Raw genomic sequence first — 17132 nt, 5'->3', positions numbered from 1 at the left:
CGGCACCCCTAGGCATCAGGGGGAGGGTCCCAAGGGAACTCCAGTGGGTCGGTCTGGGTTGAGGCGGCAGGCTTGCTGCTATCTAGGGTCAGCAATCCCATATACAGGCCGCCAAAGGTCAGCACGGCAAACAGTCCAAACAGCAAAGACCCGTCTCCCTCATGCCAGTAGTCGAAGGCGGCGGTGTTGTTCGTGGCCGCTAACACCGCCATCAGGGCCACCCGAATCCCATTGATGATGAATCCTAAGGCAATGGCCAACAGAGGAGTCAGCCAGGCCTTCACGCCCCGAATCGGAAACATAATCAGACAGATTACAGATAGCCCTAGCAGATAGGTCATGGATTCCATGCCCGAACACCCTGCATAGACCTCTACCCCGCCCCCAGGCAAGGCGATGATCAGATCTTGGCGCACCACCTGGAAACCGCCGTACCACAACAACAGGGTCGAAAACCGAGCCGTGATCGGCGAGATGTCTACGGTGACACTAGCCAAGATACTGGGAATGCCGAGGGCAGCCATAATCGCCACTTCCCGCCAAAACTGACGGAGATGATGCCAGCCTGCGGCCAGGCAGGCCAGAGCTAGGGTAGACAGAAACGGTAACAACCGTAAGAGGCTCTGAAAGAGTTGCCGCCGCAGTCCAGTAGGGAGGTGATCAGGATGCCCCTGGCCGGCTAGCCAACCACTGATTGCCAGGGTCAGTAGTAGTAGACCGCCTCCGGCTATGAGGCCGATGCGATCGCATCGCCACTGCAGTTGCTGTCGGCGCTCCCAAGTGATCGAGCCAGCTGCGACTAAGAACAATAGACTCATCCCTAAGTGAGCCACGTCATCAATGCGCCACAGCAGCCCCAGGTAAATACAGACCAGCGTAGCGCTCAGGCCCAACAGTCCCACTTTGGGCAGGCGAATCGTTGACACAGTAGGCATCATTGAAGACGGCATGGCGAAGTTTGAGGAGTAGCCAATATCCATCCATTAAGCCAAGGTCAATGCCCAATTCCTTAAAGTTGGTCGTTGAGTTTACGAAACCCTTACTCAGGCCCTAGCAAATCATTAAGTCTCCCTAGATCGGGAAACTTTCTGATACTTCACCGTCTTAAACTCTGAGACCCTCGCAACCCCAGGCCCTGCCGGAGGATCTATGCCTCGGCCTGCTCCAACTTCTCGCGAGAGTCTCCCCAGTAGGCACTGTAGGTCCAGACTTCATTGGCCCCCTGGTCTTCAACCGACCAGCGATAGATAGCAATTTTGGGGTCAACCCCCACCTCAATCAACTTGGCCCCCATGTAGTATTCCATCTGAGTCCGGGTGCGCTGTCGAAAGAAGGTGGACTGGCGTTTAGAGACCGTGCGAGACATATGAGCTTGCGTGTGTTTGGGCCGTTTTGCCATAGGCTCTGCTCGAATACAGGAAATTTAACCAGAGTACACCATCAGGCGCAATATTTTGCAAAAAGTTTGCTCACTAATACCCTCCTGCAGCCCCCAGTTCTAGGGGACTTGGAAGCACTTGCTTCCCCATTTAGGAGGGCTGGGAGGCCGTGGCGGAGAGCATTACTGCCAAGCGATTGCCGGCCTATGCATCCACTACTCCCACTGGCTTGGCCCCATCAGGTAAGCCAATTTCACTACACACCTCATAGAAGGTGGTTACTGGTGGTGTCGCAAACAGATGGGAGATCTTGGCTAGAGCCTGCTCATACACCTCACTCTCGTGGGCTTCCATATCCTCTACGTTTTCCCAGAGGATGATGGCAATGCCTCGATCAGTACCGGGTTCCTGCAGTAAATAGGCCCCCTTGAAGCCATGGTCATAGGTAGACACCGCTTTTTCATAGAGTTGGCGGGCCTCTGAGAAACACCCAGGCTTAAACTCACCAATGGCGACATAGGCATACTTGTGCTTGAGAAAGTCGAGAAATTCAGTCATGGCGATATGTATGCGTCACAGTTGCTAGAGTTCTAGTGTCCCTCAGACGCGATCGCATATCGCCAATTCTTAGTGAGGTTTTAGATTTCATGACTCCCTGAGGGCATTCCCCGGCTAGTTTTGCCGGGAGTCGATGCTACGGCTACCCTTGACTCAGGGCCTGGCCCCATCACTGCAATCGCTGTCCCAGCCAGCGTTTAGCCCGTCGCCACTGCTGGGTCATCGTGACCCTCACCGACGTTGCTGCATCCAAATCTCATCCACACTTCTATGATGAAAAAGCTAGCCAGTGATGGCAGGGGGAAAGCCGTCCCAGGGACAGCGGGATTCCCCTCCCTCTTGAGAGCATGGGCAATCTGCGCAAGATCATTCATATCGACATGGATGCCTTCTATGCCTCGGTAGAGCAACGGGATACCCCAGCCTACCAAGGACGGCCCCTTGTGGTCGGGGGACGCCCTGAGCAACGGGGGGTCGTGGCTGCTGCCAGCTACGAGGCCCGACGCTTTGGCATCCATGCCGCCATGCCCAGCCGCACTGCCCAGCAATGTTGCCCGCAGGTAATCTTCGTCAAACCCCGCTTCGACGTCTATCGCCAGGTGTCCCGGCAGATCCATGGGATTTTTCGTCGCTACAGCGATTTAATCGAGCCCCTGGCCCTGGATGAGGCCTATCTGGATGTGACGGCCAATAAGCGCCATCTACCCTCGGCCCAGGCCACGGCCCAAGCTATTAAACGGGCAATTTACCAAGAGACGGGCCTGACTGCTTCCGCCGGCGTGGCGATGAATAAGTTCTTGGCTAAGATTGCCTCCGGACATCAAAAACCCGATGGTCTCACCCTGATTACCCCAGGCCAGGCCCTAGCCTTTGTGGCCACTTTGGCGATTGAGCGATTCCATGGCATTGGCCAGGTCACGGCTACTAAGATGCATGGCCTGGGCATTTATACCGGGGCCGATTTACAGCAATGGTCAGAGGCCGAGTTGGTGCGTCACTTTGGTAAAGTCGGTCGCTGGTACTATCAGTTGGCGCGAGCGGCAGATCCGCGACCGGTTAATCCCAGCCGGGTGCGCAAGTCGATCGGGGTAGAACGGTCCTTTGCTCGGGATTTAGAAACCCTGGCTCAGCTGCAGCAGGCATTGGCACCCTTGGCGGAGCAGGTGGCCAGCCGGCTAAAACAACGACAACGCTGTGGCTATACGCTGACGCTGAAACTGAAATACGCCGACTATCGCCAGATTACCCGCAGTTATACCCGCTCGACTCCCTTTGAGACCAGTGCTGAGATTCATGCCCAGGCTACCCAGCTATTGATTGCCCATTGGCAGCAGCAACATCGGGTACGGCTGCTGGGCATTGCGATCGCAAATCTACAGCCCGTTTCTCCCTATACCCAGTTGAGCTTGGATCTAACCCTTGAGACTACCTCTCAGGTCCTCTCTGGACAGTCGTCAGGATAGTTCTCTATCTCCACCTCTATCGAGTAGGCGGTCAGTTCTGCGGGGGGGGAGAAATCATGTTGCTGAATGGTTGCCCGGGCGGCTTCATCCAAGATGGCATAGCCGCTGCTGGACAATATCGCCAAATCACTCTGAAGGTTCCCCTGGGAGTCTAGGACGACGCCCACATAGGCAGTGGCTGGAGGAGTATCCAGGCAGTGGTCTAGGGCATAGGCCATCGACAAGGGTCATTTTTTCCGGGGTGTGAGCCGGGGCCTGACCACCATAATCATTGGAAGCCAAGCCAGCCTGCCAGGTGAGATAGGCCACACTTTTTGCTCGGCCGCTTGACTTCACCTGGCTGCCATCATAGTCACCATACTGGCTGCGATCCTGCAGCCGTTCCTGCAAAGAAGGGGGCGTCTCTGCAGAAGCCTCAGGCGTATCTGAGGCAGGCCTAGGCGTCTCCGTGGCAGGGGCTACGGTGGTCTGGGGCATAGGCTCGGGAGAAGGTGATGGGGTGGCTTGGGGCTGCACTGGAGGACGGTTCTCTGGGGGGGGTGGCGGCGGCGGGGCCGCTGGGGTTGGGGTTTCTGGGGGGGAGAGGTCGACAACGGGGTCACGGCTATGGTCGCTACGGCCGCGGGGGTAGGCCTGTCGTCCTCAGTGTCTTCAGGCGAGTCATGGGTGGCTATCGGCAAAGACAATACCAACCCGTGTACGCCTAAGGACGCCAACAAGAAGGCGGCCCACACCAGTTGGCGCCACCAGGCCGAAGAGATGCGATCGCAATCTTGTCGCTCCATAGGTCCCTTAATACCTACCTAAAGCTTGGCACAGGCCAAGGCCGTCACTGGGCAATAGCAGGACGCTTTTTGAGCTGCACAATTGCCACAGTCACCACCATCAAGCTGTGGGCGGCACAAAACTTGAGCCACCCGTGATGTTTCAAATCTCCTCTGAGCTAATCTACAGGGGGCGATAAGTGGTGCTCCATGGCAAAGCGTGAAGATTTAACCTTGCTGGTAGCAGGGTTACTACTGGTGTTAACGACAGCCCTACTAGTAACGATGTATCCTAGGCTGTCACCCCGAATCCAAACTGAGGAGACACCTGCCGTGAGCAGCGGCTTACTCACCGATCCCTTCCTGCAAAATCCCACGCCCACATCGGTGCGGGTGGTCTGGTTCACCGAGTTTGCCGGTCGCGACCACGCGGTTGTCGCTGGCTCGGGACTTCCCCAAGGCGAGCCCGAACAATGGCGCGCCATTGCTACCACCACCCAACTCAGCCGGATGCGGGAAGACAGCGACTCCCAGGTCACTCTAGCGGATGTGACAGTGGCTGATTTAAAGGCTCCCATCCATCGGCCCATCTGGCGCCATGAAGCTGAACTCACCGGCCTACCAACCGGTCAACGCATTCCTTATCGAGTCATCAGCCTGAGGGAAGACGGCGAATTAATCCGCAGTGAGCTCTTTACCCTCAGCGCCGCCCCTGCGGCTGGCCAACCCCTGACCATTCTCTTAACTTCTGATCACCAGCTCAAACCCATGACCCCAGCCAACCTGCAGCAGGTGGCCGAGACGGCCGGGCAAGTCGATGCCATCTTTATGGCCGGGGATTTAGTCAACATCCCCGATCGAGCCTCGGAATGGTTCGATGACAATCAGGGGTATGCCTTCTTTCCCTGCCTACAGGGACGAGCCCACTATGCACTGACCCACGCGGATCAAACGACGCTTTACCGAGGCGGGGAATTAATTCAGCATGCTCCCCTATTCCCAGCCATCGGCAACCACGAGGTCATGGGCCGCTACTCCATGGCCACGTCTCTGGGAGAGCAGTTCAACGATCCCGTGCCGCGCTCTGCCGCCATTCAGCTCTATCAAGACCACGCCGAGGTCTTCAATCCTACCGATTCGGAACCACTACGACGCCAGTGGATTGTCGATAATTCCTTCAACAGCGACACCTATGAAGAGATCTTCAGCCTGCCCCGCAGCACCGTTCCCAACCCTGATCGCCCTGAGCAAACCTCCCGTTACTATGCCGTCACCTTCGGCGACGTGCGGCTAATCTCCCTTTACGTTACTCGCATCTGGCGCCAGCCAGACGTGGGCTTCAATACTCGAGGACGCTATCGAGAACGGGCCGCCGATCTCCACAACCCTGGGGCTTGGGGCCACGGCAATCACATCTTTGAGCCGATTACGCCAGGAAGCTGGCAGTATCAATGGTTGCAGCGAGAGCTAGCGAGCGACGCCTTTCGCCAAGCCAAATACAAAATCGTCATGCTGCACCATCCCCCCCATTCCCTGGGAGACAACGTCGTTCCTCCCTTCACAGAGCCAGTTCGCCGCTTCGACCGCCAGGATAACGGCCAATTGCAAGCCATCCGCTACGAATATCCCCGCCAAGATGATTATTTAGGGCGAGATTTGATGCCGCTGTTGGAACAAGCCGGAGTGAATCTGGTGCTCTACGGTCATTCCCATATTTGGAATCGTTTTGTTAGCCCTGGTGGGATGCATTTCTTGGAAACCTCCAATGTGGGCAACACCTATGGCGCCTACTGGCAAGAGCAGCAACGCCAGATACCACCTGCTGAGGCCAATGGAGATTTACGCTATGGCTATCGCCAGGACTACTATGCCGCCAGTGGCGATCCCAATGGGTTACGCCCCCAGATTCCTACCGTGGCCCCCCTAACCAATGAGCAGGGAGATCCCTTACCTTATATCGCCAGTAATGACATCACCGCCTTTAGCCTGCTAGACACCGAGAGCGGTACTGTTAGCAGCTATTACTTCGATACCCGTGCTCCAGAGAGCGAAGTGGTTAAATTCGATGAGTTTTCCCTAGGGACCTCATCGGCATCCAACGAGACATCAGTGGTTTCTCCCGAGTAAGTTGGGCGAATAGTCAGCCCACTTCTGCCCAGGCGACCTTGCGGGGCAGGTCTGCTACTGTTGGCAAGATTGCCGCTAAGTGCGCTCTAATCGCTAAGGCCCAGAAGCATAGACACTTCTGGACCTTAACGGTCAGTCAGATAAACCTTGATCTTATATCAGTCGTCGATGCCCATTAGAGTCAATAGCGGAAACATTCTGACTACTCTGGCGCCTACATGGCGGAGCCAACGCCTACATAAGCTCCGTAGAAATACAACCCGACGACAACGAGAATGCCTGTGCCAGCAATTGTCCCGACTAGCCACAGAGGAATTCGACCGCTTTGCAACATAATGTTCTCCTATCTATATCTCATGCACAGCCTAAACGAACAGTGACAATCTGGCATCGAGCAGCATGGTAACAAGGCCTATGCTAATCGATGCTAATTCAACCGCCTGGGAAAATACTGGGAATGTCTAGTTGAAGAAATAGCTGGAAAACAAAAATCCCAGCACAAATATGAGAAGCAATCCCAGGTACAACGACGTTCGATTTAGTTCGACTGGTTGCTTATTAGGGTTTGGTGTCCGCTCCACGATAAACTCCTATCGCTGAATAAACTGCATGGCGGCAATCGCACCGAGGAAGAATACAGTCGGGATAGCTAGGGCATGAACCGACAGCCACCGAACTGTGAAAATGGGATAGGTAACCGGTTCGTTGGGAGAGTTACTTTGCATAGGTACCTCACCTAATGACGACAAATGAGTTAACGTTACTGGCCCGTAAAGGTGTTAATTTGCTGATCGGCTTCGTAGCGGTCTGAGACCACTGGCAGCTCCATCTGGTTCTTTGGATAGTACTCGTTAGGCCGAGGGGTGCCAAAGGCATCATAGGCAAGGCCGGTGCTAACGAACAACCAACCAGCAATAAACAATGCCGGAATGGTGATGCTGTGAATCACCCAGTAACGAACACTGGTAATAATGTCAGCAAATGGACGTTCTCCAGTTGTACCTGCCATCTAAACGGTTCCTCCTTACTTACAAACAGCAACATGTTCAAGACTCTTCCTATTCAATCATACGGAAAGAACGAAATGCTTAACAACCGTGAGCTATTCTCTAATTTACAGTGAAATTTGACCAACCAATTGGGCATCAAGCAGTTTCAGTGGTGTCGGCATATTTCAGTAAATAGCCTCGTTGTCCTAGGACGAAGCCGCGATTAGCGTCGGTGAACACAATGCGATACAGATTGGATGGCACATCTTCGACAGATTCATCCCGATACCAGGTTTTGCCACCATCAAAACTGCAGAGCAGATTGCCACTGCCGCCCGATACCCAGAGCTCATCGGGGGTGCGGTAGGCGATATCCAGCAGCCCCCAGCTAGTGACAAGCTCAGGGTTAATTGGGTCTTCGAAGTCTTCGACTCCTCCAGATTCAGCAAATTGGATCTGCCCGCCCCGAGCCAACAACCAAAGGTGGCCATCCCGATCGAAGCCCATGTTCTGCAGCCGTCGTGAATTTTGGCGATTGTGGGGGTGCCACTCACGCTCTCCAGGTTGCCAGGTGGAGTAGAAGTTACCTCGGGAGGAGACTGCCACGTAGTGCCCGTCAGCAGAGCGATTCATATTGCGCACAACTCCTACAGCCCCTTCTACTAGGGCTTGCCAAGTTTCGCCGTTGTCTTCTGTGCGGTAGATGGCGCCGACATCAGTGGCCATCTCGGCAGATTGGCGGCCTAAAGCGGTAATGAGAAATGGCTTGCCGGGTAGTTTTTCACTCAGGGGAATCCGTTCCCAGCTAGCGCCGCCATCAGTGGTATGTAGCAATAGTGAGGGCTGACCGGTTACCCATCCCTCAGTGCCTGAGAAACTCACCGAGGTAAGACGGTACTTTTGGTCTAAGTCTAGGGTTTTTGGTGCCCAGGTGTTGCCACCATCTTGTGTTTCCATCAGGGTATTGCCGGTACCTACCAGCCAGCCATGATTCGGATCGGTGTCGGTAAAGGCAATGTCATTAAAGGTGGCATCGGTGGGAAGGGACAAAATGTCCCAGGGGTTTTCCTCTAAGTTGGGAAGCAGGTAGTTGCTACAGCTGGCTGCGAAAAGTGCGATCGCAACTAGAGCCAATCCCTGCTTTAATCTGGTGACCAACGCACGCATCACAGTCTACTTATCTCTACAGTGACGAAGAAACAGTCAGCAATAACTGCTGGCTCTATGGGCTCATCGAAGCCCATAGAGACTCATGAAAAACAAAAACCCTAAGGCCAGGGCACCAAAGATCAACGCGTTTTTCTGACGGGGGCTCAGAGTATTCACCCCTAGCCCATAGCCCAGGTTTTCCTTGAAGCCAGAGGGGGAGCCTGCCGGACCGATATTGCTGAATTGCCGCTTGGGAGCCCCGCAGATTGGGCAACGCCAGCCTTCAGGTAACTCACTGAACAAGGTACCCGCCGGAACATTCGACCGGTTATCTCCCTTCTCAGGCTCATAGACATAGCCGCAACTGCGACACTCATAGTGGTCTAACTCTCTAGGCTCAGCGTTCTCAGACACCGCCTGCTCAGGAGTCGCATCCATGTTGGCATCCATGTTGGTAGGAGTATTAGGCTCGGTACTCATAGCCATTCCCTATGGAGGTAATTCCATATCTCTATCTAAGACCAGACCACGGATCGGGAAAAAACCCCTTAAAATGAACTGCGTCTAGCTCAAAGCCCGGAATTTGCCTAGCGGGAAACTCCGCGTCTCAAGCTGGGCTTGGCATAACCGTGTGTTAAAGATTATGACATAGTCAGGGATTTATTATAATCTGCGTTGTTGGCCAAGGTCGTGAGGCGAGGACCAAAACCTGCCTGACAGGAAGATTCTGAGACGCTCCCCTGAAGTTGATAGATATGTAAATTATAATGAAGCTAAGGCCTAGACGGGACAACCGTCCTCAGAAGATGGCTGTGCTGAATGTTGAGTTGAGTGTGAGGCAGTAGCTAACGGGTGTTTGTCTTAAACGGATACGAATATTTTCTGGTTTTCCTGCTGTTCTGCAGTCTGGTGCCTATCTTGGCTTTGACGGCCTCGTGGCTGTTGCGCCCCAAAGGTCGCGGGGTAGAGCGGCGAACCACCTACGAATCTGGCATGGAGCCCATCGGCGGTGCTTGGATTCAGTTCAACATTCGCTACTACATGTTCGCCCTGGTCTTCGTCGTCTTTGACGTCGAGACTGTCTTTCTCTACCCCTGGGCCGTGGCCTTCCATCGCTTAGGGCTACTTGCTTTCGTAGAAGCACTCATCTTCATTGCCATCTTGGTGGTTGCTCTCGTGTATGCCTGGCGAAAAGGAGCATTGGAATGGTCATGAATGCAAATACACTTCCTCCTAAGCGCCCGATGATAGCGCCTGATGAACGCATCAGTAGTCCTGCGGCTCCACCTGCCGTGACCCAGGATCTCTCAGAAAACATCATCTTGACCACGGTCGACGATTTATACAATTGGAGCCGCCTTTCCAGTCTATTCCCGCTGATGTACGGCACGGCCTGTTGCTTCATCGAGTTTGCCGCCCTGATCGGCTCTCGATTTGACTTTGACCGGTTTGGTTTGCTACCGCGCGCTAGCCCACGGCAGGCTGATTTAATCATCACCGCTGGCACTATCACCATGAAAATGGCGCCGGCCGTAGTGCGTCTGTATGAGCAGATGCCAGACCCCAAGTATGTTATGGCCATGGGAGCCTGCACGATTACCGGCGGTATGTTCAGCAGTGATTCAACGACAGCGGTACGGGGAGTAGATAAGCTCATTCCCGTAGACGTCTACATTCCTGGCTGCCCACCCCGACCCGAGGCCATCATTGATGCCATCGTCAAGTTGCGCAAGAAAGTGGCCAATGAATCGATGCAAGAGCGGGCCCAGATGGAACAAACCCATCGCTATTACACCACCGCTCACAATTTGAAGCCAGTACCGCCCATCTTGACGGGACAGTATGTTCAGGCTGAAGGCCGCCAGGCTCCACCGCAGGAACTGGGGGCCGCTACAGGCATGCCAGTATCGCCGTCTTTAACAGAGTCACAGCAGCAGGAGGACACTGTCGACAATGGCTGATCAGCAATCCCAGGCGTCAACTCCTGGAAATGGTGACGATCAGGAACAGGCACAAGGTCAACTGGTTGAAATCGGTCCAATCTGTAGCTGGTTAACGGACAACGGTTTCGACGCCGAAGCCCTCGAACCTGACCACAGCGGTGTAGAACTGTTACGGGTAGAGTCTCAGTTTCTAATTCCCATCTGCACCGCCCTGTACACCTACGGATTCAACTATCTGCAATGTCAGGGAGCCTATGACACCGGACCAGGAGGGAAATTGGTCAGCTTCTACCACCTGATTAAGGTGAGCGATGATGCCGACCGTCCTGAGGAAGTACGAGTGAAGGTATTTTTGCCTCGAGAAAATCCTCGGGTACCCTCGGTCTACTGGATCTGGAGGTCTGCTGACTGGCAAGAGCGGGAGAGCTACGACATGTACGGCATCGTCTATGAGGGCCATCCCAACCTGAAGCGGCTGCTGATGCCAGAAGACTGGGTCGGCTGGCCCCTGCGGAAGGACTACATTTCTCCCGATTTCTACGAATTGCAGGATGCCTATTGATCAGACTGCTTGATCATAGGTAATGGGGGGAGCGTCGGCCTCGGCTTTACAAGTGGACAGTTGGGGGGCCAATGCTAAAGCGCAATAAGTGCTAGCCCCCTAAGGAAGCCGTTGTCGGCGCGACAGCACCATCTCACAGCATCAGGGGCTGACCTCGATCCGTGAATTGTACCGTGTCGATTTTCCAATCAGGGTGGCGCGTTAAGGTTTGACGCAGGCTGCCGAAGATTGCCTGTTGTTCACAGCTAGACAAAGAGACCAGGCGTCGGAAAGAATCGGGGGCCAGACGTAGATCGATAGTGATGGTGGCTGCCGTTGGGTCATAATCGACCCGATAGCCACTCAGGTCAAATCCTAAAAAGGTTTGCTGCGATAAGATTTGGCCAATGACGGTTTGTAGGGCCTGCTCTTTAGGGACCCGCACCGCTTCATCTATATATCCTTGGCATTGATCATCTAGGCGATACACAGTGACCGTGGTGAGATCGACGCCAGTCTCCAGGGCTCGATCGAGGGCAGCAATCACTGCGTCTAGGTCAAGGCCATTAGTAATGGGCCTTAGAGACGAAGGGGGCTGAGCGGATTGGCAGGCAACCAGGCCCAACAGGAGCAATGACGTCAACAGGCCACAGCACTGCTGCAGCATGGAATACTGGAATCGGGTTTCCATGGACATGCACCGTGAGCCCTCTCTGTCGTGTCGTCATTAGGCATATCTATCATGGCGGATGCCCAGTGGACTCGTCACCATGTGCTTTCCCTGGCGGAATTTACGCCCGCAGACTACGACACCGTGGTGCAGACTGCCGTGAGTTTTCGGGAGGTGCTCTCCCGTCGTACGAAGAAGGTGCCGACCCTACAGGGACAGGTGGTCACTAATCTATTTTTTGAACCGTCAACGCGGACCCGCAGTAGCTTTGAGCTAGCCGCCAAACGACTATCGGCCGATGTCTTAAATTTTGCCACCGGCTCCTCCTCTCTGACGAAGGGAGAAACCATTCTGGATACGGCCAAGACTTACTTGGCCATGGGAGCCGACATCATGGTGATTCGCCACCGGGAAGCCGGTGTCCCCCACACCATTGCCACCGAACTCGATCGGCTGGCTAGTGGAGTGGCGGTGCTCAATGCCGGGGATGGTCAACATGAGCATCCCTCCCAGGCTCTGCTGGATTTATTTACCCTCTGCCTCAGTCTCGATGCAAAAAATCCTGGCATTGAGCCGCTGCAGGGCAAAAAGATTGCCATCGTCGGTGACATTCTGCACTCCCGGGTAGCCCGATCCAATCTTTGGAGCCTCTCTGCCTGCGGGGCGGAGGTGCATCTGGCAGCCCCTCCTACCCTATTACCAGCAGATTTTGCCGCGGCGTTTACAACGGCTTCATCCCTACCGCGCACCATTGTGCAGCACTGGCAACTGGCACCGGCTCTGGAGCGAGCTGATTTTGTCATGACTCTGCGGCTGCAACAGGAGCGCATGAGTCAGCATCGGCTTCCCAGTCTACGGGAGTATCATCAGCAGTTTGGTCTCACGCACGCTCGCATCCGCCAGTGCCAACCCGGGGTCAAATTGCTACATCCCGGTCCGGTGAATCGGGGCGTCGAGTTGAGCTCGGAGTTGATGGACGATCCGGCCCTAAGTCTGATCCCGCAGCAGGTGACCAGTGGGGTGGCCGTGCGCATGGCCCTGCTGTACTTGATGGGAAGTCGGCCCCGCTGAGGGTGCGGTCTTCTGGGCGTAGCGCCCCCGAATGCCATAGCTGAGCCAACCAAGACACTCGCGAACCGTCAACAGGTGTCGTCGTGGCCAAGGCAGATGGTCCGGCAGGGGACTGGCGTGAGGAATCACCTGAAATCCCAGGGTTTCGAAGGTGAGGTGCGATCGCAACAAACGGGGCAGATCGCTGACCAGAATAATCCGCTGCTTACCCTGGGGTAGCAGAAGAGACGCCGTCTCCTGAGCACTTTCATAGGTAGTGCGGGAACAGGGGTCGATCAGCCGCCGCCGCCCCGGCACCTTAGCAGCAGTCAAGGCATTCTTGATAGGCCAGGCATCTTCCCGACCACTGGCGACAATCATCGGGGCCCGCTGAGTTCGCCAAAGCTCAACGGCGGTCTCGACTCGAGACATCCGCAAGGGTCCCACCCGACCTAGAACCACCAGCGCACCAGCCAACCAAAGATAGTCCAACTGAAGCTGGTCCACAGGCTGGTGGCATCCTCCGGGCAGGTCGGTAGGGTCAGCAACATAGAGAGAGTAATCACCGGCAATCGATCGCCAGAGCGGCGAACGCCACCAGAACGACACGGTATCCTGAAACTGTTATGACACAGGCATCCCCATTGGGGCTGTCGCCTAGAACAACTTGGTCGAATTATTGCCGTACGCCATGGTCACCGCCGTTTCTTCCCCCAGCGCCCTTCCCAGTACCGATTCCTTACGGATCACCTTTGCCCCCCTATCGCTGGCAGAGGCATATCAACTTGCGGATGATTCTCGCAATGGCGCGATCGTGGTCATGAGCGGCATGGTGCGCGACAACACCGACGGCCATCCTGTCTCCTATCTGGAGTACCAGGCCTATGAACCCATGGCGTTGGAAGTGTTCAAGCAAATTGCAATCCAGATCCGCCGGCAGTGGCCTGATGTGACACGGGTGGTGATTCACCATCGCACCGGCAAGCTGACAATCGGTGAGATCAGCGTCCTGGTAGCCGTCGGCTGCCCCCACCGCGGTGAAGCCTTTGCCGCCTGTCAGTTTGCCATCGATACCCTCAAACACAATGCCCCCATCTGGAAGAAGGAACACTGGCAGGATGGCTCTAGCACCTGGGTCAGTATTGGTGCGTGTGAAGAGGAGTAGAACGTTATGACTCAAGTCCTGGTTGAAAAACCGGCTGAACAGCGCATCTTATTGCATCACATCTCCTGGCAAACGTTCAAAAACATCTTGATGGAGTCTGGTACCGATCGCCGCACTCGCTTCGCCTACTGTCAGGGAACGTTAGAAATCATGAGTCCGCTATATCGTCATGAAAATATCAACCGTTTCATTGACGACCTCATTCGGACGATGACCGATGAGCTGGATATCGGGATGAGTAAGGGAGGCTCCACGACGTTAACCCGGGATGATGTGGAAGCTGGGGCGGAACCTGATTCTTGCTACTACATTCAAAGTGAACCCTTGATGAGGGGTCGGGAAACTATTGATTTGAATGCTGGGGATCCGCCCCCTGATTTGGTCATTGAAATCGATATCAGCACGAACTCGCTCGACAAACGGGGGCTCTACGCGGGGTTGGCCGTTAAAGAGTTTTGGCGCTTTACGGGGGCGACGATGCAGTTCTTTGTCTTGCAGCCCAGTGGAGCCTATCAGTCTGTTGACCAGAGCCCCACATTTCCCTGGTTTCCTGCGGACAAACTCACGGAGCTATTGGCAGACCGATTGGAACTGGGCGAAACCCAAACGCTACGACAGTTTCGAGCGTGGGTCGAACAGCAGATTGTGGCTCCTTGAAAAAACATCGTCCTGAATCGCCCGTGCCTTCATTCCGCATACCCCTGAGTATCGGCATCACAGGATTTAGCAAATATGGCCCTAGAGAACTATACAAGCAGCTCCAACTCACCTGAAATGTCTTCCATTGCGACATGTGCTTAAACAGCATGGTCTAAGGCATGAGTGGTGCATCATGTTGTGCGAAGGATCGTTGCCCTTGCCCCGACCCGACTCATGGACAATTTCACTATTTGCCCAGCCGGCGGACGCCAGGGGTAGGCAAGGGATATGGTTTCTAGCGTTAGGAGGTTGCATTGACCACAACCACATGGACAAACGCCACCCAACTGAGGCGAGATTGGTTTTCCAACGTCTCCCGCGATCTGTTGGCGGGGGCCGTGGTTGCATTGGCGCTAATTCCAGAAGCCATTGCCTTTTCCATCATTGCCGGGGTTGACCCCAAAGTGGGGCTGTACGCCTCCTTCATCATTGCCGTCGTCACCGCCTTTGTAGGGGGACGGCCGGGCCTAATTTCTGCCGCCACCGGAGCCATGGCGCTGCTCATGGTCTATCTGGTCAAGGATTACGGCGTTCAGTATCTATTTGCCGCCACCATTTTGACCGGCATGTTGCAGGTGATCTTCGGCCTCTTGAAGCTGGGCAAGCAGATGAAGTTTGTGCCACGGGCGGTCATGGTGGGATTCGTCAATGCCCTGGCGATTTTAATCTTCATGGCTCAGTTGCCCCAGCTAAGCGGTGCCTCCTGGGTGGTCTATGCCATGATGGCCACTGGGTTGGGAATTATTTATCTGCTGCCACGCCTGACTCAGTTAGTGCCTTCACCGCTAGTGGCGATCGTGGTGCTCACGGGAGCCTCCATGACGCTGGGGTTAGATGTCCCGACCGTGGGGGATATGGGAGAGTTGCCCACAACACCGCCCGGGTTGATGCTGCCCCAGGTGCCGCTGACCCTGGAGACGCTGCAAATCATCTTCCCAGTCTCAGCCACTCTCGCCATTGTCGGCTTACTGGAATCTTTGTTAACCGCTTCACTGGTGGATGAACTGACCGACACCCCCAGTGACAAAAATCAAGAAGCCAAAGGCCAGGGTATTGCCAACATCATCACCGGTTTTTTCGGTGGCATGGCCGGCTGCGCCATGATTGGCCAGTCTGTAATCAACATCCAGTCCGGCGGCCGCAAACGGCTATCCACCTTGGCTGCTGGCGTGTTTCTGCTGTTTTTCATTCTGGTATTGGGGCACTGGGTCAGCCAGATTCCCATGGCCGCGTTAGTGGCGGTGATGATCATGGTGTCTATCGGCACCTTCAACTGGTCCTCAATTAAAAACATTCGCCGCGTTCCCCGCAGTGAAACGGCGGTCATGGTAACCACGGTGGTGATTACGGTGGTGAGTCACAACCTGGCCATCGGCGTTGTTATTGGCATTGCGCTGAGTACGGTCTTCTTTTCCCGTAAAATCGCCCAGGTGGTGTTTGTAGACACGGTGCTCAGTTCCGATGGCAGCGAGCGCACCTACAAAGTGGCCGGGCAGTTATTCTTCGTGTCCGTGGAGGAGTTTCTCAGTGCCTTTGATTTTGAAGAAGAGCTGGAGCGGGTGACGGTGGATCTGAGCCATGCCCATGTCTGGGATCAGGCAGCGGTGAACGCCATCGATAAGGTGGTGCTCAAGTTCCGCCGTCATGGGGCCGATGTGGAACTGCTGGGGGTCAACGAAGCCAGTCAATCGCTGCTGAATCGGCTGGCCATCCACAACGAGCCCGATGCCCTGGAAAAACTCGCTAATCACTGATGTGCCCACTGATGAAACACATTCTTCTCTGTACCGATGGATCCCGCTTCGCCCAGAGCAGCTATCGCTATGCTGGCTGGTTGGCCTCTCGTCTGGAAGCTGAAGTGGATGTTTTGTTTGTGTCTGATATTCGCAGCCAGAAGGTAGCTTCTACAGGAAACTATAGTGGCGCCATCGGGCTAGGGGCTTCCCGTGAGCTGCTGGACAAGCTGGTGGAACTGGAGCATGAGAAGGCCAGGATCAACCACGAAAAAGCGCAACTGGTGCTGCAGGATGCTGAGGCGCAATTGCGGGCGGCCGGGGTGACCGCAATCGACTTGATCCATGAGACCGGCTTCTTAGTCGATATCTTTCATCGCTTTGAAGCCACCGCTGACCTGATTATCTTGGGCAAGCGAGGAGAAGCGGCGGAATTTGCCTCCGACCACCTGGGGGCCAATATGGAGCGCATCGCCCGGGCCAGCCATAAACCCTGCCTGATCACCTGCCGCCATTACAAACCGATTGAGCGGCTGCTGCTCGCCTATGACGGCGGCAAAAGTTGTCAAAAGATGCTGCACTTCCTGGTCGCATCACCCGCGTTTCAAGGACTCGATCTGCACATCGTCACCGCCGGCAAAAAAGCGGACGATGAAACCGCCAAAGCCCATCTCAAAGTGGCAGCCATGGAAGCCGAGTCTGCCGGATTTCGCCCCACCTGCCAGATGATTCCGGGAGCTGCCGAAAAAGTCATCACCCAATACATTCAGGCCCATGACATCAGCTTGCTATTGATGGGAGCCTATGGCCACAGTCGCATTCGCCATCTGGTGCTCGGCAGCACCACTATACAACTGCTAAGAAGTAGTCCGGTTCCGGTGTTGTTGTTCCGTTAGCATTTG

At 55.0% G+C, this 17132-nt stretch carries 23 protein-coding genes; 11 read left to right on the top strand and 12 right to left on the bottom strand.

The features are described 5' to 3' along the window. Nucleotides 1–8: 8 nt before the first annotated feature. From crtA to XM38_RS15335, 3 genes are all read right to left on the bottom strand, one after another. Complete coding sequence (gene crtA / locus XM38_RS15345) at nt 9–938, bottom strand: cyanoexosortase A (RefSeq protein ID WP_187329426.1); 930 nt, start codon at nt 936–938, stop codon at nt 9–11. Between the two features lie 209 nt (nt 939–1147). Continuing rightward, the gene (locus XM38_RS15340) at nt 1148–1399 is read right to left on the bottom strand and encodes a hypothetical protein (protein ID WP_080804827.1); all 252 of its coding nucleotides are present in this window, start codon (nt 1397–1399) and stop codon (nt 1148–1150) included. Between the two features lie 184 nt (nt 1400–1583). Next, on the bottom strand, nt 1584–1937 hold the full coding sequence (locus XM38_RS15335) for an antibiotic biosynthesis monooxygenase (RefSeq protein ID WP_080804825.1): 354 nt from the start codon (nt 1935–1937) through the stop codon (nt 1584–1586). 347 nt (nt 1938–2284) lie between these two features. Between XM38_RS15335 and dinB the strand changes: the two genes are divergently transcribed. Beyond that, nucleotides 2285–3400, top strand: a complete 1116-nt coding sequence (dinB, locus tag XM38_RS15330) for a DNA polymerase IV (protein WP_187329425.1) — start codon at nt 2285–2287, stop codon at nt 3398–3400. Here dinB and XM38_RS15325 read toward each other — a convergent pair. Further along, nucleotides 3370–3618: an energy transducer TonB gene (locus XM38_RS15325; RefSeq protein WP_088430299.1), complete on the bottom strand. Its 249-nt coding sequence runs from the start codon at nt 3616–3618 to the stop codon at nt 3370–3372. The two genes, dinB and XM38_RS15325, sit on opposite strands and share 31 nt — an antisense overlap. A 388-nt stretch (nt 3619–4006) precedes the next feature. Between XM38_RS15325 and XM38_RS15320 the strand changes: the two genes are divergently transcribed. Beyond that, on the top strand, nt 4007–4207 hold the full coding sequence (locus XM38_RS15320; protein ID WP_137455136.1) for a hypothetical protein: 201 nt from the start codon (nt 4007–4009) through the stop codon (nt 4205–4207). A 167-nt stretch (nt 4208–4374) separates the two neighbouring features. Then, nucleotides 4375–6291, top strand: a complete 1917-nt coding sequence (locus XM38_RS15315; RefSeq protein ID WP_080804819.1) for a metallophosphoesterase family protein — start codon at nt 4375–4377, stop codon at nt 6289–6291. A gap of 214 nt (nt 6292–6505) precedes the next feature. Here the strand turns inward: XM38_RS15315 and XM38_RS15310 are convergent, their stop codons facing one another. From XM38_RS15310 to XM38_RS15285, 6 genes are all read right to left on the bottom strand, one after another. Further along, complete coding sequence (locus XM38_RS15310) at nt 6506–6625, bottom strand: photosystem II reaction center protein J (RefSeq protein WP_080804817.1); 120 nt, start codon at nt 6623–6625, stop codon at nt 6506–6508. 127 nt (nt 6626–6752) lie between these two features. Next, on the bottom strand, nt 6753–6875 hold the full coding sequence (locus XM38_RS15305; protein WP_080804815.1) for a photosystem II reaction center protein L: 123 nt from the start codon (nt 6873–6875) through the stop codon (nt 6753–6755). Nucleotides 6876–6881: 6 nt separating this feature from the next. Further along, the gene (gene psbF, locus XM38_RS15300) at nt 6882–7016 is read right to left on the bottom strand and encodes a cytochrome b559 subunit beta (protein WP_080804813.1); all 135 of its coding nucleotides are present in this window, start codon (nt 7014–7016) and stop codon (nt 6882–6884) included. Between the two features lie 35 nt (nt 7017–7051). Next, entirely contained in the window at nt 7052–7300 is a 249-nt protein-coding gene (psbE, locus tag XM38_RS15295) for a cytochrome b559 subunit alpha (RefSeq protein WP_080804811.1), read from the bottom strand. Between the two features lie 136 nt (nt 7301–7436). Then, nucleotides 7437–8447: a photosynthesis system II assembly factor Ycf48 gene (locus XM38_RS15290; RefSeq protein WP_080804809.1), complete on the bottom strand. Its 1011-nt coding sequence runs from the start codon at nt 8445–8447 to the stop codon at nt 7437–7439. A 63-nt stretch (nt 8448–8510) separates the two neighbouring features. Beyond that, complete coding sequence (locus XM38_RS15285; RefSeq protein WP_080804975.1) at nt 8511–8867, bottom strand: rubredoxin; 357 nt, start codon at nt 8865–8867, stop codon at nt 8511–8513. Between the two features lie 414 nt (nt 8868–9281). On the opposite strand from XM38_RS15285, the gene ndhC reads away from it, so the two are divergent. The 3 genes from ndhC to XM38_RS15270 are packed head-to-tail and all read left to right on the top strand — an operon-like array spanning nt 9282 to nt 10934. Further along, the gene (gene ndhC, locus XM38_RS15280) at nt 9282–9644 is read left to right on the top strand and encodes a photosynthetic/respiratory NAD(P)H-quinone oxidoreductase subunit C (protein ID WP_080804808.1); all 363 of its coding nucleotides are present in this window, start codon (nt 9282–9284) and stop codon (nt 9642–9644) included. A gap of 29 nt (nt 9645–9673) precedes the next feature. Further along, the gene (gene ndhK / locus XM38_RS15275) at nt 9674–10390 is read left to right on the top strand and encodes a photosynthetic/respiratory NAD(P)H-quinone oxidoreductase subunit K (RefSeq protein WP_187329424.1); all 717 of its coding nucleotides are present in this window, start codon (nt 9674–9676) and stop codon (nt 10388–10390) included. Then, nucleotides 10383–10934, top strand: a complete 552-nt coding sequence (locus tag XM38_RS15270) for an NAD(P)H-quinone oxidoreductase subunit J (protein WP_080804804.1) — start codon at nt 10383–10385, stop codon at nt 10932–10934. The genes ndhK and XM38_RS15270 overlap by 8 nt, the downstream gene beginning before the upstream one ends. 133 nt (nt 10935–11067) lie before the next feature. On the opposite strand, the gene XM38_RS15265 is transcribed toward XM38_RS15270, so the two are convergent. After that, a complete protein-coding gene (locus XM38_RS15265) occupies nt 11068–11604 on the bottom strand; it encodes a hypothetical protein (protein ID WP_080804802.1) in 537 nt (178 codons plus the stop codon). 51 nt (nt 11605–11655) lie between these two features. Here XM38_RS15265 and XM38_RS15260 point away from each other — a divergent pair, with 51 nt between their 5' ends. Then, on the top strand, nt 11656–12654 hold the full coding sequence (locus XM38_RS15260; RefSeq protein ID WP_080804800.1) for an aspartate carbamoyltransferase catalytic subunit: 999 nt from the start codon (nt 11656–11658) through the stop codon (nt 12652–12654). On the opposite strand, the gene XM38_RS15255 is transcribed toward XM38_RS15260, so the two are convergent. Then, nucleotides 12571–13242 carry a YdcF family protein gene (locus XM38_RS15255; protein ID WP_137455135.1) on the bottom strand — a complete coding sequence of 224 codons (672 nt, stop codon included), beginning with the start codon at nt 13240–13242 and terminating at the stop codon, nt 12571–12573. The genes XM38_RS15260 and XM38_RS15255 overlap by 84 nt on opposite strands. 82 nt (nt 13243–13324) lie before the next feature. Between XM38_RS15255 and XM38_RS15250 the strand changes: the two genes are divergently transcribed. From XM38_RS15250 to XM38_RS15235, 4 genes are all read left to right on the top strand, one after another. Next, nucleotides 13325–13798, top strand: coding sequence for a molybdenum cofactor biosynthesis protein MoaE (locus XM38_RS15250; protein ID WP_080804796.1), 474 nt, complete (start codon nt 13325–13327; stop codon nt 13796–13798). Between the two features lie 6 nt (nt 13799–13804). Continuing rightward, on the top strand, nt 13805–14455 hold the full coding sequence (locus tag XM38_RS15245; protein ID WP_088430293.1) for a Uma2 family endonuclease: 651 nt from the start codon (nt 13805–13807) through the stop codon (nt 14453–14455). Nucleotides 14456–14751: 296 nt separating this feature from the next. Further along, nucleotides 14752–16251 carry a SulP family inorganic anion transporter gene (locus XM38_RS15240; protein WP_080804792.1) on the top strand — a complete coding sequence of 500 codons (1500 nt, stop codon included), beginning with the start codon at nt 14752–14754 and terminating at the stop codon, nt 16249–16251. 11 nt (nt 16252–16262) lie between these two features. Next, on the top strand, nt 16263–17126 hold the full coding sequence (locus XM38_RS15235) for a universal stress protein (RefSeq protein ID WP_080804791.1): 864 nt from the start codon (nt 16263–16265) through the stop codon (nt 17124–17126). Nucleotides 17127–17132: the final 6 nt, after the last annotated feature.

Source organism: Halomicronema hongdechloris C2206 (assembly GCF_002075285.3).
Classification (GTDB): Bacteria; Cyanobacteriota; Cyanobacteriia; order Phormidesmidales; family Phormidesmidaceae; genus Halomicronema_B; species Halomicronema_B hongdechloris.
This window is presented reverse-complemented; position numbering and strand designations above follow the sequence as displayed.

Coding starts and splice junctions, on each gene's coding strand:
- XM38_RS15285 (WP_080804975.1), bottom strand. CDS start 8,867: ATGGATGCGACTCCTGAGCAGGCGGTGTCTGAGAACGCTGAGCCTAGA.
- XM38_RS15250 (WP_080804796.1), top strand. CDS start 13,325: ATGGTCACCGCCGTTTCTTCCCCCAGCGCCCTTCCCAGTACCGATTCC.
- XM38_RS15245 (WP_088430293.1), top strand. CDS start 13,805: ATGACTCAAGTCCTGGTTGAAAAACCGGCTGAACAGCGCATCTTATTG.
- XM38_RS15270 (WP_080804804.1), top strand. CDS start 10,383: ATGGCTGATCAGCAATCCCAGGCGTCAACTCCTGGAAATGGTGACGAT.
- ndhK (WP_187329424.1), top strand. CDS start 9,674: ATGATAGCGCCTGATGAACGCATCAGTAGTCCTGCGGCTCCACCTGCC.
- XM38_RS15235 (WP_080804791.1), top strand. CDS start 16,263: ATGAAACACATTCTTCTCTGTACCGATGGATCCCGCTTCGCCCAGAGC.
- XM38_RS15290 (WP_080804809.1), bottom strand. CDS start 8,447: ATGCGTGCGTTGGTCACCAGATTAAAGCAGGGATTGGCTCTAGTTGCG.
- XM38_RS15265 (WP_080804802.1), bottom strand. CDS start 11,604: ATGGAAACCCGATTCCAGTATTCCATGCTGCAGCAGTGCTGTGGCCTG.
- XM38_RS15320 (WP_137455136.1), top strand. CDS start 4,007: ATGGTCGCTACGGCCGCGGGGGTAGGCCTGTCGTCCTCAGTGTCTTCA.
- psbF (WP_080804813.1), bottom strand. CDS start 7,016: ATGCAAAGTAACTCTCCCAACGAACCGGTTACCTATCCCATTTTCACA.
- XM38_RS15260 (WP_080804800.1), top strand. CDS start 11,656: ATGGCGGATGCCCAGTGGACTCGTCACCATGTGCTTTCCCTGGCGGAA.
- dinB (WP_187329425.1), top strand. CDS start 2,285: ATGGGCAATCTGCGCAAGATCATTCATATCGACATGGATGCCTTCTAT.
- XM38_RS15310 (WP_080804817.1), bottom strand. CDS start 6,625: ATGTTGCAAAGCGGTCGAATTCCTCTGTGGCTAGTCGGGACAATTGCT.
- XM38_RS15315 (WP_080804819.1), top strand. CDS start 4,375: ATGGCAAAGCGTGAAGATTTAACCTTGCTGGTAGCAGGGTTACTACTG.
- crtA (WP_187329426.1), bottom strand. CDS start 938: ATGATGCCTACTGTGTCAACGATTCGCCTGCCCAAAGTGGGACTGTTG.
- XM38_RS15325 (WP_088430299.1), bottom strand. CDS start 3,618: ATGGCCTATGCCCTAGACCACTGCCTGGATACTCCTCCAGCCACTGCC.
- psbE (WP_080804811.1), bottom strand. CDS start 7,300: ATGGCAGGTACAACTGGAGAACGTCCATTTGCTGACATTATTACCAGT.
- XM38_RS15340 (WP_080804827.1), bottom strand. CDS start 1,399: ATGGCAAAACGGCCCAAACACACGCAAGCTCATATGTCTCGCACGGTC.
- XM38_RS15335 (WP_080804825.1), bottom strand. CDS start 1,937: ATGACTGAATTTCTCGACTTTCTCAAGCACAAGTATGCCTATGTCGCC.